This is a genomic window from Streptomyces sp. NPDC040589 (genome assembly GCF_055594445.1).
On record NZ_JBVIWP010000008.1, the window covers coordinates 313,971 to 328,668 of the forward strand.

The window sequence follows — 14,698 nt, forward strand, 5'->3', positions numbered from 1 at the left end:
GCTGCCGGACCCCACCGGCGACTCCTTCCACCGGATGTGGCGCGAGCTGCTCCCCCTCGGTCGCCACCCCGCCTCCGGCGGCTACCGGCGCTTCGCCTGGAGCGGCGTCGACGGTGACTGCCGGGCCTGGTTCGAGGAACAAGCCCGTGCCCGTGGGCTGCGCCACGAGATCGACCGGAACGGCAACCAGTGGGCCTGGCTCGGCGACCCCGCCGCCGGGGACGCCGTCGTCACCGGGTCGCATCTCGACTCCGTGCCGGACGGCGGGGCTTTCGACGGGCCCCTCGGCGTCGTGTCCGCCTTCGCCGCGCTGGACGAACTGCGCGGCCGGGGCGCGCGGTTCACCCGGCCCCTCGCCATCGTGAACTTCGGTGACGAGGAGGGCGCCCGGTTCGGGCTCGCCTGCGTCGGATCCCGGCTCACCGCAGGGCAGCTCACCCGCGAGCAGGCGCACCGGCTCACCGACGGCGAGGGCGTGACGCTGCCACGCGCCATGGAGGCCGCCGGATACGACCCCGACGCCATCGGGCCCGACCCCGAACGGCTCGCCCGTATCGGTGCCTTCGTCGAACTCCACGTCGAGCAGGGCCGGGCCCTGGACCTGTCCGGCGACCGGGTCGGCATCGCCAGCGCGATCTGGCCGCACGGCCGGTGGCGGTTCGACTTCCGGGGCGAGGCCAACCACGCCGGCACCACCCGGCTCGCCGACCGGCGCGACCCCATGCTGTCCTACGCCGAGACCGTCCTCGCCGCCCGCCGCGAGGCCGGACTCGCCGGTGCCGTCGCCACCTTCGGCAAGATCGCCGTCGAGCCGAACGGCGTCAACGCCATCCCCTCCCTCGTGCGCGGCTGGCTCGACTCGCGCGCCGCCGACCAGGACAGCCTGGACGCCGTGGTCGCCGGCGTGGAGAAGGCGGCCGGGGAGTACGCCGCGGCCCACGGCGTCGAGCTGGCCGTCGTCCGCGAGTCGTTCACCCCCGTCGTCGAGTTCGACCACGCCCTGCGCGACGAACTCGCCCGCATCCTCGGCAAGGACACCGGCCTCACGGTCCCCGTCCTCGGCACCGGCGCCGGACACGACGCCGGGATCCTGTCCGGGAGCATCCCGACCGCCATGCTGTTCGTGCGCAACCCGACCGGCGTCTCCCACTCCCCGGCCGAGTCCGCGACCGAGGACGACTGCGTGGCCGGGGTACTCGCCCTCGCCGACGTACTGGAAGGACTGGCCCGCACGTGACGCCCACCCAGCAGCCCCGTACGTACTGGCTGGAACACGCCTGGCTCGGCACGCACGTCGAGCCGGGTGTCGCCCTCGACGTCCACGACGGCCGTATCACCGCTGTCCGGACCGAGGCCACCACCCCGCCCCCCGGCGCCGAGGTCCTGCGCGGCCTCACCCTCCCCGGGCTGGCCAACGCCCACAGCCACGCCTTCCACCGGGCCCTGCGCGGCACCGTCCAGGTCGGCTCCGGAACCTTCTGGACCTGGCGCGAGGTCATGTACGCCACGGCCGCCCGGCTCACCCCGGACACCTACCACGCCCTGGCCCGCGCCGTGTACGCCGAGATGGCCCTGGCCGGCATCACGGCGGTCGGCGAGTTCCACTACGTCCACCACGCCCCAGGCGGCGTCCCCTACGCCGACCCCAACGCGATGGGCGAGGCCCTGATCGCGGCCGCCGCCGAAGCCGGGATCCGCATCACCCTCCTCGACACCGCCTATCTCTCCTCCGGCTTCGGGCAGCCGCCCTCCGCCCAGCAGCTCCGCTTCTCCGACGGCACGGCGGACGCCTGGGCCGAACGCTGTTCAGTTCTCAAGGAACGGGATCACGCGCGGATCGGAGCGGCGATCCACTCCGTACGGGCCGTGCCCGCCGGCCAACTGGCGACCGTCGCGCGGTGGGCCGAGGAGCGGCGGGCCCCGCTGCATGTGCACCTGTCGGAGCAGACCGCCGAGAACGAGGCCTGCCTGGAGATCCACGGGTGCACTCCGACCCAGCTGCTCGCCCTGCACGGTGTCCTCGGGCCGCGCACGACCGGCGTCCACAACACCCACCTCACCGCCGAGGACGTCTCCCTCATCGGCGGCAGCGGCACCGGCACCTGCATGTGCCCCACCACCGAGCGGGACCTGGCCGACGGCATCGGGCCCGCGGCCGCCCTGCAGAACGAGGGCTCCCCGCTCTCCCTCGGCTCAGACAGCCACGCGGTGATCGACCTGCTGGAGGAGGCGCGCGCCCTGGAGCTGAACGAGCGCCTGCGCACCCGCACCCGAGGCCACTGGACGGCCGCGGCCCTGCTGCGGGCGGCCTCGGCCGGCGGGCACGCCGCCCTCGGCTGGGCGGACGCCGGCGCCCTGGAGCCCGGCGCGCTCGCCGACTTCACGACGGTCGCGCTCGACTCGGTCAGAACGGCTGGGCCGCTTCCGCGGCTCGGGGCCGAGACAGCCGTATTCGCCGCGTCGGCAGCAGACGTGTTGCATACGGTCGTGGGTGGTCGGCACGTCGTACGGGACGGGGGGCACTCCCTCGTACCGGATGTGCCGCGAGCCCTCGCGGACGCCGTCGAAGCCCTGCGCGGATGACCGCGGGCCGCCCACCCGCGCGGTCCGTCTCCGCCCCCGTCTCCGCCCCCGAACCCGACCCCACCGCCGACCAGGCCACCAAGGACGCCATGAGCAACGCGACGACCGTCAGCCCCGCCCACTCCGCGAGCACCGCAAGCACGCTCATCACGAACATCGCCAGCCTGGTCACCAACGACCCCTCCCTCGGATGGGGGTCCCCCCGTTCGAGCAAATTCGAGAATGGGGGAGGTTCCCCCCTCGGACTGGTCCAGGACGCGGCCGTCGCCATCGAGGGCGACCGCGTCGTGTGGACCGGTGATCAAAGCAAAGCACCCGCCACTGACAATCGGGTCGACGCGGGCGGCAGGGCGGTCGTCCCGGGCTTCGTCGACTCCCACTCCCACCTCGTCTTCGCGGGCGACCGGACGCAGGAGTTCAACGCCCGTATGTCGGGGCGGCCGTACAGCGCGGGCGGCATCCGCACGACCGTCGCCGCCACCCGCGCCGCGAGCGACGCGGAACTCGAGGCCAACGTGACCCGTTACCTCCGCGAGGCGCTGCACCAGGGCACCACCACCTTCGAGACCAAGTCCGGCTACGGCCTGACCGTCGAGGACGAGGCCCGGGCCCTGCGCGTCGCCGCCGCCCACACCGACGAGGTCACCTACCTCGGCGCCCACATCGTCGCCCCCGAGTTCGCCGAGGACCCGGCCGGCTACGTCGCCCTCGTCACCGGCGAGATGCTCGACGCCTGCGCCCCGTACGCCCGCTGGATCGACGTCTTCTGCGAGAAGGGCGCCTTCGACGGCGACCAGGCCCGCGCGATCCTCACCGCCGGCAAGGAACGCGGCCTGCACCCCCGTATCCACGCCAACCAGCTCTCGTACGGCCCCGGCGTACAGCTCGCCGTCGAGCTCGACGCGGCCAGCGCCGACCACTGCACCCATCTGACCGACGCGGACGTGGACGCCCTGGCGAACAGCCGTACGGTCGCCACCCTGCTGCCCGGCGCCGAGTTCTCCACGCGGGCCGCGTGGCCGGACGCCCGCCGCCTCCTCGACGCCGGCGCCACCGTGGCCCTGTCCACCGACTGCAACCCGGGCTCGTCCTTCACCTCCTCCGTCCCGTTCTGCGTCGCGCTCGCCGTACGGGACATGGGCATGACCCCGGACGAGGCCGTCTGGTCGGCCACGGCGGGCGGCGCGGCGGCCCTGCGGCGCACCGACATCGGCCGCGTCACCCCGGGCGCGTACGCCGACCTGACGCTCCTCGACGCCCCGAGCCACGTCCACCTGGCCTACCGCCCCGGCGTCCCCCTGGTCACCGGAGTCTGGCGGCGCGGCGAAAGGGTGCTCTGACCAGCGAACTCACCCCAAGGTTGTGCACGACTTCCATACCGGATGCATCACGAGTCCATGACAAACGGGAGTTGACGATCCGCCACATCAACACCCTTCGCACATAACGGACTTGACCCCCTTCGCGCCGCGGCGGAAGATCGCGCTCAGTCGCCGCGCGCACCGTGACCCCGCGCCGGACGCGGGCGACGAGGGGGGTTACGGCATGTCCCGCGAGGGCGTGCCGTTCCATGCGTGGACACGTGGGCGCGCGCCGTGCGCGCACCGCGATGACGCCGCTTTCCTCCCCGCCCCGTTTTCCGGACGACAGGAGGAAGCCCATGGCGGACGAAATGGTGCAGCGCGCCCAGAGATTCATCAACACCACGTACAACAACGGCGCGACGCTGGGCATATCCAAGCTGGAGGAGAACGGCCAGACCGGCTGGCCCGTGATGTACGCCCTGACCCGGGCGCTCCAGTACGAGATGGGCATCACCGCCCTGTCCGACTCCTTCGGCCCGACCACGCTCGGGAAGCTGGGGGAGTTGTACGGCAAGCTCGACGAGTCGACGATCCCGTCGGCCAACTTCTGCCGCATCATCCAGTCCGCCCTCTACTGCAAGGGCTACGACGGCGGCGAGATCGACGGCACCTACAACGACCGGGTCAAGGACGCGGTCGTGAAGCTCAACCAGAACATGGGCGTCTCGGGCACCTACCCGGGCAGCTCCCTGTGGCCGAAGGTGGTCAAGGGCCTGTTCAACATGGACGCCTACGTCACCATCAGCGGCGGCTCGGACACCATCCGGACCATCCAGCAGTGGCTGAACGGCCGTTACATCCTGCGCAAGGACTTCTACGTCATCCCCTGCGACGGCCACCACTCCCGTGACGTCGCCAAGTCCATGCTGTTCGCGATCCAGTACGAGCTGGGCATGGCGGACGGCGTCGCCAACGGCGTGTTCGGGCCCGGCACGCAGTCCGGTCTGAAGAGCCACACCGTCTCGACCGGCACCACCGGCGTCTGGGCGCAGCTGTTCACCGGGGCCATGGTCCTGAACAAGCGGAACGTCCCCTTCGGCGACTTCACCTCGACGGTGCAGTCCGGGGTGGAGACCTTCCAGTCCTTCAGCAAGCTCCCCGTCACCGGCAAGGGCGACTTCCAGACCTGGGCCTCGCTGCTCGTCTCCTACGGCGACCAGTCCCGCAAGGGCACGGCCTGCGACGGCGTCACCAAGATCACGCCCGAGCGTGCGCAGGCCCTGAAGGACGCCGGCTACAAGTACATCGGCCGCTACCTCTTCAACCCCTCCAGCACCAGCCTGCCGGAGAAGCAGATCCAGCCGGGCGAGCTGGCCACCATCAAGGAGTACGGCCTCAACTGCTTCCCGATCTTCCAGACCTGGAGCCGGTCGGCGGACTACTTCAGCTACAGCCAGGGCACCGCCGACGCGTTCCGCGCGATCGAGTGGGCCGAGTTCCACGGCTTCAAGCCCGGCACCATCATCTACTTCGCCGTCGACTACGACGCCATGGACGGCGAGGTCACCGACTACATCATCCCGCACTTCCGCGGCATCATGCGGACGATCGGCGAGAACTCCGCCTACGGCATCGGCGTCTACGGCCCGCGCAACGTCTGCCAGCGCGTCGCCGACGCCGGGTACGCGGCGACGAGCTTCGTCTCGGACATGTCCAGCGGCTTCTCCGGCAATCTCGGCTACCCGCTGCCCACGAACTGGGCGTTCGACCAGATCTCCACGATCGAGGTCGGTTCCGGATCCGGCCTCATCGAGATCGACAACAACATCGTCTCCGGGCGGGACTTCGGCCAGAGCGACTTCAACCCGGGCGCCGACCTCGGGGGGCTGGACACGGACCTGGACAAGGACGCGTACCGGAGCCTGATGCTCCAGGACGTGAAGACCTACCTGGAGTCGATCGGCGTCCCCGAGACCGGCGGGGACGGCTGGACGGACAAGGACTGGGCCACCCTGGGCGGCATCTCCAACACGGAGGCGTTCGACGCGGTGGTGGACGCGGACTGGCTCTTCACCGCGCTGGCCCGGCAGCTCAAGCTCCGCAAGGCCCTCATCCAGGCCCCCGTGCTGTGGGAGCTGCGCAAGCTCAACCCCAAGGACTTCGCCTCCGACGCGGCGGTCATGTCCGGCGCGGCCGACGACTGCAGCACCGGCTGGGGACAGATCTGGGCCTGGGTCACCATCGACGCCCGCAACTACTGCATGCAGCAGGGCATCATCAACGGCACGCCCCTGACCGACGCGGACAAGCCGGACGTGTGGAACAAACTCCATGACGACCAGGAGTACAACGTCCGCTCGGTCGCCTACCTCACGGTCTACAACGCCCACCAGCTCGGCATCGCCCGGCCGAGCCTGACCACCAGCCTCGCCGACACCCAGGCCCTGCTCGCCCGGTACAACGGCACGGGTGACGCGGCCGCCCAGTACGGCCGTGAGCTGATCGGTCTGTACGGCGTGCTGGAGAATTACAACGCGCTGTCGCGCGGCAACTGACGACCCGCGCTGACGGAGGAGTGGGACGGATGACAAAGCACTGGTCGGCACCGCTCCTGGTGAACCTGCTGCTCGGGATCCCGGCAGTGGTGCCGATCTGGTTGCTGTGGTACCTCGCGGTGAACTGGCCGCTCGCCGAACTCGGGCTGACGGTGCGGGAGCCGACGGAGAACGACGGCATGGCCCTCTGGCTCGTGATCGTCGTCCCCGTCGTCGCGCTGTTCGGCCTGATCTGGTGGCTGGCCAACAGTCCCCTCCGGCGTCGGACGACGCTGGCTCCGCGTACGTACTGGCTGCTGAGCGTTCTGGCCCCCCTCCTCCCCACGGTCGTCCTCATCCTCATCTCCTGAGAAAGGAACAGCAGACGTGCAGCACGACACGCGCAACGCCGTATCGAGACGAACCCTGGTGAAGAGCGCCGGTGTGATCACGGCCGCGGCGGCGATCGGCTCGATCGCCCCGTCCACCGCGACGGCGGCCCCGCAGAGCGGCCCGGTGAGCGCGCCGAAGAAGGCTCCCACCTCCGCCAACGGCTGGCCCCTGGAGCAGGAGGCCAACCACGTCTCCACCGTCTGGACGCGCTCCGTCCCGGGCACCGGCCTGGAGACCGACCTGCGGATCGGTGACGTGGAGGCGATCCTGCTCCACGTCATACGGCGCTACCACTACGAGGTCGAGCAGCTCGGCCGCGTCGACCTGGCGGGCTGGCAGCCGATCGGAGGACTCGACAAGCGTGCGCCCGAGTCCAACCTCGCCTCGGGCACCGCGGTGCGGATCCGCCCGGGCGCGGGCGCGAGCGGCAGTCTCTTCCCGCTGCAGGTGCTGACGGTGCGCGACATCCTCGCCGACTGCGCGGGCGTGGTGCGCTGGGGTGGCGACGACAGCCCGGTGGACGAGGCGCTGTTCTACGTCGACCGCGGCCCGGACGACGCGTCGGTCCGGGAGCTGGCCGACCGGCTGCGGCTGGCCGAGGCCACGCCCGGTGAGGGCGCCGGCGTGACGGTGGACGTCCTGACCCCGTCGCGGCGCGACCGCGCGAAGCGGCTGGTGCGGGAGCAGCGGGCCGGCTGAGTCCGGTACGGAAGGTGTCCGCGGGGGCGGGCCATGGCACGCGCCCGGGGGCGGACCGTTCGGTCCGCCCCCGAAGGACACGTCACCCGGCAGGGATCACCCGAGGATCACTCCTCGACGGTCAGCCCCTTGCGCAGTCGTACCAGCGTCCGCGACAGCAGTCGCGACACGTGCATCTGCGAGATGCCCAGTTCCTCGCCGATCTCCGACTGGGTGAGACCCGCGACGAAGCGCAGGGACAGGATCTTCCGGTCGCGCGGCGGGAGTTCGGCGATCAGCGGCTTCAACGACTCGACGTACTCGATGCCTTCGAGTCCGTGGTCCTCGTAGCCGATGCGGTCCGCGAGCGCGCCCTCGGAGTCGTCCTCCTCCGGCTGGGCGTCCAGCGAGGAGGCGGTGTAGGCGTTCGAGGCGGCCATGCCCTCGACGACCTCGTCCTTGGACAGTCCCAGGCGCTCGGCCAGTTCCGTCACCGTCGGGGCGCGGTCCAGCTTCTGCGCCAGCTCGTCACCGGCCTTGGCCAGGTCGAGCCGGAGCTCCTGGAGCCGCCGCGGCACGCGCACGGACCACGAGGTGTCGCGGAAGAAGCGCTTGATCTCGCCGACGATGGTCGGCATCGCGAAGGTGGGGAACTCGACACCCCGGGAGAGTTCGAACCGGTCGATCGCCTTGATCAGGCCGATGGTGCCGACCTGGATGATGTCCTCCATCGGCTCGCTGCGGGAGCGGAACCGGGAAGCGGCGAACTTGACCAGCGCGAGATTCAGTTCGACCAGCGTGTTGCGGACGTACGAGTACTCGTGCGTGCCTTCCTCCAGCGCTTCGAGGCGCTCGAAGAGGGTCTTGGACAGAGCTCGTGCGTCGACCGCGTCGACCTGCTCGTACGGGGGGATGTCCGGAAGTCCGGCGAGAAGGTCGTCCTGTGTGACGAGCGTCTCGTCCTGCTCGATGGGATCCAGATGTTCCGGAGGGGGTGTCGACGTCGCTTTCTGGGTACGCGATGCGTCGAGCCGGGGTGACATGATGTCCTCCATCGTTCTCGGCATAAGGCTGCCGGAGCCGTTACGTGCACTGCGGTGTGCGGCGCCTCCAAAGCCGGCCGTGGTGTCGGGTACGTGTCCTTACTAGGCCTACCCGCTTTCCTGAGCCCACCGCAAGTGCGTTCTGTGGGCATATGTCCGTTTGTGTGTAGTTGTTCGGGTGTCGAAGCGTGTCAGGAAGGCGTAGTGTTCGAGGGCGTCAGCAAGCAGCCTCGACGTCAGGAGAGAGAGACGGCATGGACCGCGGGACGGTCGGCAGCGCACAGTCTGGCCGGCTTCTGGTGGAGGTGCGGGAAGAGGGCTCTAGTGCCGTCGTGACCCCGGCGGGTGAGTTGGATCACCACACCGCCGATTTGTTGCGTGAGCCACTCGAGGACTGCCTCGCCAAGGGATTCAAGCGCCTGGTCATCGACTGCGCGCGCCTGGAGTTCTGCGACTCCACGGGGCTGAATGTGCTCCTCGGCGCACGGCTGAAGTCGGAGGCCGCCGGTGGCGGTGTGACCCTCGCCGGGATGCAGCCGGTGGTGGCGCGCGTCTTCGAGATCACGGGTGCGGACGCGGTCTTCACCGTCCACGACACGCTCGAGGCGGCCCTGGCCGACGAGTCGAGCTGAGCGGCGGTGCGTCGGCGCGCCGAGCCTCGGCCTTCCCTCTGTGACCGACGTCCTATGTCCGTCACGCCTTTCGTGCCGAATCCGGGGGTGTTCCGCCGGGACGCCAGGGCAGGAGACATCCTGAACCTGTTGGCTACCGGGGTGGCGGGGGTGCAGCGAAACCGATATGCCGCGCACTGCGTAACTGACTGTGTACAGAATCTTTTGAATCGTGAACTGGTGAATCGGTGAGGTGAAGCGCTGATGAGCACCACCCGGCCTTACCCGCCGGGCGACCGCGGGCCGGAGCCCAGCGGCGCTTCCGGGGCGTCCGAGGGTGGCGTACCGGCGGCCACAGCGTCCGGCGAGGGCGTGGGCGCGCCGTCCGGGGCCGAGGCGCCGCCGGGGGGTCGGCAGGTGCGCCGGCTGAGCTTCGACGGGGAGAGCGGTGTCGTTCCGCTCGCCCGCGACTTCACCCGCCAGGCGCTGTACGCGTGGGGCTGGCTGCCGGCCGCCTCCGCCGACCAGCGGGCCGCCGCCGAGGATGTGCTGCTCGTCGTCTCCGAGCTGGTCACCAACGCCTGCCTGCACGCCGAGGGGCCGGACCAGTTGTGGATCACCTGCGACAACAAGGTGATCCGCCTCGAGGTCGCCGACAAGGGCACCGGGCAGCCGGCTCCCCGTAATCCGCACCGGGCGGGGCGTCCGGGCGGCCACGGCATGTTCATCGTCCAGCGGCTCTGCCTGGACTGGGGTGTCGTGCGCACGCCGGGAGTGGCCGGCAAGACGGTGTGGGCGGAACTGGGCGCACCCGCCTGACGGGCCACTGTCTGGCCGGGCGCTGCCCGACCGGGCCCCGCGCCCACGGATTCTCCGCCGTACATCCCCATACGTCACTTTCACCGCGCGCCGGATCGCCACAGATCCGGCGCGCTCTGTGTCTTCCTTCCTCAAGGCCCCGGGCGTACCTTGGCGGCCCGATCTGATGCGCCGTCAGGAAACAGGAAGGGGAGTGGCACCGTGTCGTACCGGAATCGAACCGCCGCGCTCGCGTCCGCCGCGGCCCTGGCCGGCTCGGCGGTGTTGATGGCCGCCCCCGTGGCCCGGGCCGAGGTCGTCGACGTCAACTACCAGTGCAAGACGCCGATCGGCGACAAGAGTGCCGTCTCGCCCATCGACATCAAGGGCGTCGAGGACGGCGACGGCTACAAGATCACCATGTCCTGGCAGAAGGGCGTCTCCTCCAGCCCGGTCGAACTGGGCAAGGGAGCGATGACCCCGAGCGCCACGATCGCCCTGGGCGGCGCCGACAACGGCACCCTGACGGTGACCGGCCCCGCCAACGACGCCGCCCTTCCGGCCAACACCCCGATCAAGATCAACGACCTGAGCGGGACGTACCTGCCGAAGAAGAGCGGCAAGGTCACCTTCACGGCCGGCGTCCTCACCATCAAGGCCCTCGGTACGACGACCACATGCACCCCGACGAACGACCCGGGCCCGTCCCTGACCCTCGACGTCAAGGCCGCGAGCGGCACCGGCACCGGCTCCGCCCAGGGCGGCGACCCCGGGCCCGGCTCGGACACCGGCGCCGGGCTTCCGCGGACCGGGCCCGAGGACTCGGCCATCGCCCTCGGCACCCTGGGCGGGACAGTCCTGCTCGCCGGCGCGGCGGGCGCCCTGTGGCTGACCCGACGTCACCAGAGCGCACGCGTCCGCCACTGAGCATGCGCCGGACGTTTGCGGGAGCTGTTCTGCTGGTGCTTCTGATGGTTCTGGCGGGGGCCGGGCCCGTCGGGGCGGTGGATCGGCCCCGGGTCGAGTTGTCCGAGGGGCAGGCCGGGGCCGGTGGTTCGGTCACTGTCAGCGGCAGTGGCTGGCGGGCGCGTGCTCTGCTGACGTTGCTGGTCTGCGGGCAGGCCGAGCCGGACCGGGGTGTGACCGGCGGTACCAACTCCTGCGCCAACGCCGACGGCCGGGCCGTCACCACCGACGCCGAGGGACGCTTCCGCCGCGCACTGCCCATCGTCGAACCACCGGTGCCGTGCCCCTGCGTGGTGCACGTGGAGACGGTGACCGGAGCCGGTGCCGAGGCCGACGCGGCCCTCCAGGTCGCCGGGCACACGGTCGAGCCGCTGCCCGCGGAACGGTCCGGCGGGCGGCTCTCCCTGCTCGCGGACACCCGGCTGCGCGGCGCCGGCGGGCTGCTGACCTGGTTCGGCTCCCCGCCCGCCCGGACCCTTCAGGCCACCGTCGGCAACGTCGGCACGTCCCCCGTGAAGAACCCCGTCTTCCAGGTCGGCACCGCGCACGGCGTGTTCGCCCCGCAGTGGCAGGACCAGCGATGGCGCGGCACGATCCGGCCCGGCGGCGAGGCCCGCGTCGAGCTGCCCGTGGAGCTCGCGGCCGGGGCGCACGGCGACTACACGGTGTCCCTGAAGTACGGCGGCAAGGTTCTCGCCGAACACCCCTGGGGCGTCGGCCGTCCCTGGGGCGTGACGCTGTTCTGGGTTCTGGTCCTCCTGGTCGTACCGGCGGCCGTGTTCCGCGCCGGCCTGGCCGTGGTGGACCACGTACGGCCTCGCCACCCCGGCCACGCGGCCCGCCCGGCCTGTCGTACGGGGCTGCCCGCGCTGCCGCACCCCCCGAGGAAGCGCGCCGGGACGGGCACACCCTCCGCGGCCCCGGCCCTGCCCTGGGTCACCCCCGACGCCGGCCCGGAAGACGAGGAACGGTCCTCCGCGTCGTACGGGAAGGATCCGACGACGCAGGCCTGACGGGCGCGAACGTGCTCGCGCATGCGCAAGGGCCGCCGTACCCCGAGGGTGCGGCGGCCCTTGCGTCACGGCCCGGCCGGGCGGCTCAGCGGACGTCGCCCATGAGTTCCTTGACCTTCTTGCGGTACATCCACACCGCGCCACCGGCGAGGACGGCGAGCGTGGCTTCCAGAGCCACGATGCCCGTCTTGTTCAGGTCGACCCCGGCGATGGAGAGCAGACCGGTCGTGGCGTCACCGGCGGTGACGGCCAGGAACCAGACGCCCATCATCTGCGAGGCGTACTTCGCGGGAGCCATCTTCGTCGTCACCGACAGACCGACCGGGGAGAGCAGCAGCTCACCGACGGTCTGCGTGAAGTAGATCGCCACCAGCCACAGCGCCGCCGCCTTGTGACCGCCCTCGGCGATCGACAGCGGGGCCAGGAAGAGGAAGAAGGACGCGCCGACCAGGACCAGACCCGAGCCGAACTTCACGATCGTGCTCGGCTCCTTGCCGCGCCGGTTCAGCGCCAGCCAGAACCAGGCGAAGACCGGGGCCAGCGCCATGATCAGGACCGGGTTGACCGACTGGTACCAGGAGACCGGGAACCCCCAGCCGAAGACGCTGTTCTCGGCGGAGGAGTCCGCGAAGATCGACAGCGTCGAGCCGCCCTGGTCGTAGATCATCCAGAACACGGCCGCGGCCACGAAGAACCAGATGTACGCGGACATCTTCGACTGCTCGGCACGGTCCAGGTCCTTGTCGCGCTTGATGCGGACCAGGACCATCGTCGGGATGATCACGCCCAGCAGGGTCAGCGGGACCAGGATCCAGTTCAGCGTGTAGTGGCCGGAGAAGCCGACGATCGCGTAGAGGACGACCGCGATCGCGGCCCAGATCGCCGCCTTGCGCAGCGTCGAGGCCTTCTCCTCGCCGGACATGGGCGTCGGGACGACGCTGGAGCGCTCGGCCAGGTTGCGCGAGCCGATCAGGAACTGGACGAGACCCAGCGCCATGCCGAGCGCGGCGAGCGCGAAGCCCAGGTGCCAGTTGACGCTCTCACCGATGGTGCCGATGATCAGCGGCGCCGCGAAGGCACCGAGGTTGATGCCCATGTAGAAGACGGTGAAGCCACCGTCGCGGCGCGGGTCGTCCGGTCCGTCGTAGAGGTGGCCGACCATCGTCGAGATGTTGGCCTTCAGCAGACCCGAACCGATCGCGACCAGGCCGAGGCCCGCGTAGAAGGTGCCGGAGGAGGGCAGGGCCAGCGTGAGGTGGCCGAGCATGATGATTCCGCCGGCGATGGCGACCGTCTTGCGCGGCCCCCAGACGCGGTCGCCGAACCAGCCGCCGGGCATCGCGAGCAGGTACACCAGCGACACGTACACGGAGTAGATCGCCGTCGCCGTCCCCGCGGGCAGGTGCAGGCCACCCGGAGCCACCAGATACAGCGGGAGCAGGGCCCTCATCCCGTAGTAGGAGAACCTCTCCCACATCTCGGTCATGAAGAGAGTGGCCAGTCCGCGGGGGTGGCCGAAGAAGGTCTTCTCGGAGTCGGGGGTGCCCGGACGGGCCGAGTCCTTCGTCAGGCTGGACGCCATGGTCGTTCCTTGCTGGTCGGGACGCGCCCCGCGACAGCGGTGGTGCGCCCGGTGGGGGCTGTCGGCACCGGTGCGTACGGCCGTCGCCCCCGACGCCTACGGGGGTCCGCTCCGGGTCACGGAGCGGTGGGCGGTCGCCACCGGGGTCCACGTGGGGTCCACGCCTCTACGCGCGTCGCCGCACGACGAGGCCCGACACAAAAGAGACCTTCGAGGCAGAGAAGCCTCAGAAGGTCGCCTAGGGCTACAGGCGTTGATTCACCATACGGCAGGACACAGCCGCATATGGAAGGACTTGAGAGGAGGATCACAGGTGTCAGGGGAACCGTGAGCCCTACTTCCAAGGTCCTTACCAGGATCGCACCCCAAAGGCAGAGGTCCGTCAGCGTTCCCCCGGAACGTAAGAAGCGGGTATGCCAACGGTAAGAATCAACGCTTCCGGTCACACCCCAGCTCACGGCCTCGCAGGTCTACCATCACTCCATGACCCGTGTACTGCTCGCCGAGGACGACGCGTCCATCTCGGAGCCGCTGGCCCGTGCTCTGCGCCGGGAGGGCTACGAGGTCGAGGTGCGTGAGGACGGCCCCACCGCTCTCGACGCAGGACTGCAGGGCGGCGTCGACCTGGTCGTGCTCGACCTGGGTCTGCCCGGCATGGACGGTCTGGAGGTGGCCCGCCGCCTGCGTGGCGAGGGCCACACCATCCCGATCCTCATCCTGACCGCGCGCGCCGACGAGGTGGACACCGTCGTCGGGCTCGACGCGGGCGCCGACGACTACGTCACCAAGCCCTTCCGGCTCGCCGAGCTGCTCGCCCGCGTCCGGGCCCTGCTGCGGCGCGGTGCCGCCGAGCCGCAGCAGCCGCCCGCCACGCACGGCGTGCGCATCGACGTCGAGTCGCACCGCGCCTGGATGGGCGAGGAGGAGCTCCAGCTCACCGCCAAGGAGTTCGACCTGCTGCGGGTGCTGGTGCGCGACGCGGGCCGGGTCGTCACCCGCGACCAGCTGATGCGCGAGGTCTGGGACACGACCTGGTGGTCGTCGACCAAGACCCTCGACATGCACATCTCCTGGCTGCGCAAGAAGCTCGGCGACGACGCGGCCAACCCCCGCTACATCGCCACCGTGCGCGGTGTGGGCTTCCGTTTCGAGAAGAGCTGAGCCACGGGGCAGGCAGGCACGGGTAACAGGAC

13 protein-coding genes are annotated in these 14,698 nt (G+C 70.6%); 11 read left to right on the forward strand and 2 right to left on the reverse strand.

The window, feature by feature from the left end; genetic code table 11:
- The first annotated feature begins 34 nt into the window (after window positions 1–34).
- From ACZ58V_RS31495 to ACZ58V_RS31520, 6 genes are all read left to right on the forward strand, one after another.
- A complete protein-coding gene (locus ACZ58V_RS31495) occupies window positions 35–1,237 on the forward strand; it encodes an allantoate amidohydrolase (protein WP_471294311.1) in 1,203 nt (400 codons plus the stop codon).
- Entirely contained in the window at window positions 1,234–2,583 is a 1,350-nt protein-coding gene (locus tag ACZ58V_RS31500) for a formimidoylglutamate deiminase (RefSeq protein ID WP_471294217.1), read from the forward strand. The genes ACZ58V_RS31495 and ACZ58V_RS31500 overlap by 4 nt, the downstream gene beginning before the upstream one ends.
- Window positions 2,580–3,923 (forward strand): imidazolonepropionase, encoded by a 1,344-nt coding sequence (hutI, locus tag ACZ58V_RS31505; RefSeq protein ID WP_468197634.1) that lies wholly within the window; start codon window positions 2,580–2,582, stop codon window positions 3,921–3,923. The genes ACZ58V_RS31500 and hutI overlap by 4 nt, the downstream gene beginning before the upstream one ends.
- A gap of 320 nt (window positions 3,924–4,243) precedes the next feature.
- Entirely contained in the window at window positions 4,244–6,442 is a 2,199-nt protein-coding gene (locus ACZ58V_RS31510; protein ID WP_471294220.1) for a glycoside hydrolase domain-containing protein, read from the forward strand.
- Window positions 6,443–6,471: 29 nt separating this feature from the next.
- Entirely contained in the window at window positions 6,472–6,792 is a 321-nt protein-coding gene (locus ACZ58V_RS31515; protein WP_468197630.1) for a hypothetical protein, read from the forward strand.
- Window positions 6,793–6,808: 16 nt separating this feature from the next.
- Complete coding sequence (locus tag ACZ58V_RS31520; RefSeq protein WP_468197628.1) at window positions 6,809–7,513, forward strand: hypothetical protein; 705 nt, start codon at window positions 6,809–6,811, stop codon at window positions 7,511–7,513.
- Window positions 7,514–7,620: 107 nt separating this feature from the next.
- On the opposite strand, the gene ACZ58V_RS31525 is transcribed toward ACZ58V_RS31520, so the two are convergent.
- Window positions 7,621–8,547 (reverse strand): RNA polymerase sigma factor SigF, encoded by a 927-nt coding sequence (locus ACZ58V_RS31525; RefSeq protein ID WP_193480042.1) that lies wholly within the window; start codon window positions 8,545–8,547, stop codon window positions 7,621–7,623.
- Window positions 8,548–8,789: 242 nt separating this feature from the next.
- On the opposite strand from ACZ58V_RS31525, the gene ACZ58V_RS31530 reads away from it, so the two are divergent.
- From ACZ58V_RS31530 to ACZ58V_RS31545, 4 genes are all read left to right on the forward strand, one after another.
- The gene (locus ACZ58V_RS31530) at window positions 8,790–9,167 is read left to right on the forward strand and encodes an STAS domain-containing protein (protein WP_184598227.1); all 378 of its coding nucleotides are present in this window, start codon (window positions 8,790–8,792) and stop codon (window positions 9,165–9,167) included.
- Window positions 9,168–9,410: 243 nt separating this feature from the next.
- The gene (locus ACZ58V_RS31535; protein ID WP_471294223.1) at window positions 9,411–9,965 is read left to right on the forward strand and encodes an ATP-binding protein; all 555 of its coding nucleotides are present in this window, start codon (window positions 9,411–9,413) and stop codon (window positions 9,963–9,965) included.
- 201 nt (window positions 9,966–10,166) lie between these two features.
- On the forward strand, window positions 10,167–10,871 hold the full coding sequence (locus ACZ58V_RS31540) for an LPXTG cell wall anchor domain-containing protein (protein ID WP_471294226.1): 705 nt from the start codon (window positions 10,167–10,169) through the stop codon (window positions 10,869–10,871).
- Between the two features lie 44 nt (window positions 10,872–10,915).
- The gene (locus ACZ58V_RS31545) at window positions 10,916–11,923 is read left to right on the forward strand and encodes a hypothetical protein (protein WP_471294313.1); all 1,008 of its coding nucleotides are present in this window, start codon (window positions 10,916–10,918) and stop codon (window positions 11,921–11,923) included.
- 85 nt (window positions 11,924–12,008) lie between these two features.
- Here the strand turns inward: ACZ58V_RS31545 and ACZ58V_RS31550 are convergent, their stop codons facing one another.
- Window positions 12,009–13,505: an oligopeptide:H+ symporter gene (locus ACZ58V_RS31550; RefSeq protein WP_468197617.1), complete on the reverse strand. Its 1,497-nt coding sequence runs from the start codon at window positions 13,503–13,505 to the stop codon at window positions 12,009–12,011.
- Between the two features lie 483 nt (window positions 13,506–13,988).
- Here ACZ58V_RS31550 and ACZ58V_RS31555 point away from each other — a divergent pair, with 483 nt between their 5' ends.
- The gene (locus tag ACZ58V_RS31555) at window positions 13,989–14,666 is read left to right on the forward strand and encodes a response regulator transcription factor (protein WP_189726740.1); all 678 of its coding nucleotides are present in this window, start codon (window positions 13,989–13,991) and stop codon (window positions 14,664–14,666) included.
- Window positions 14,667–14,698: the final 32 nt, after the last annotated feature.

What these genes read in the sequence shown, in the direction of transcription:
- ACZ58V_RS31495 (WP_471294311.1), top strand. Translation starts at nt 35, where the DNA reads ATGTGGCGCGAGCTGCTCCCCCTCGGTCGCCACCCCGCCTCCGGCGGC.
- ACZ58V_RS31550 (WP_468197617.1), bottom strand. Translation starts at nt 13,505, where the DNA reads ATGGCGTCCAGCCTGACGAAGGACTCGGCCCGTCCGGGCACCCCCGAC.
- ACZ58V_RS31510 (WP_471294220.1), top strand. Translation starts at nt 4,244, where the DNA reads ATGGCGGACGAAATGGTGCAGCGCGCCCAGAGATTCATCAACACCACG.
- ACZ58V_RS31555 (WP_189726740.1), top strand. Translation starts at nt 13,989, where the DNA reads ATGACCCGTGTACTGCTCGCCGAGGACGACGCGTCCATCTCGGAGCCG.
- ACZ58V_RS31530 (WP_184598227.1), top strand. Translation starts at nt 8,790, where the DNA reads ATGGACCGCGGGACGGTCGGCAGCGCACAGTCTGGCCGGCTTCTGGTG.
- ACZ58V_RS31515 (WP_468197630.1), top strand. Translation starts at nt 6,472, where the DNA reads ATGACAAAGCACTGGTCGGCACCGCTCCTGGTGAACCTGCTGCTCGGG.
- hutI (WP_468197634.1), top strand. Translation starts at nt 2,580, where the DNA reads ATGACCGCGGGCCGCCCACCCGCGCGGTCCGTCTCCGCCCCCGTCTCC.
- ACZ58V_RS31525 (WP_193480042.1), bottom strand. Translation starts at nt 8,547, where the DNA reads ATGGAGGACATCATGTCACCCCGGCTCGACGCATCGCGTACCCAGAAA.
- ACZ58V_RS31545 (WP_471294313.1), top strand. Translation starts at nt 10,916, where the DNA reads ATGGTTCTGGCGGGGGCCGGGCCCGTCGGGGCGGTGGATCGGCCCCGG.
- ACZ58V_RS31535 (WP_471294223.1), top strand. Translation starts at nt 9,411, where the DNA reads ATGAGCACCACCCGGCCTTACCCGCCGGGCGACCGCGGGCCGGAGCCC.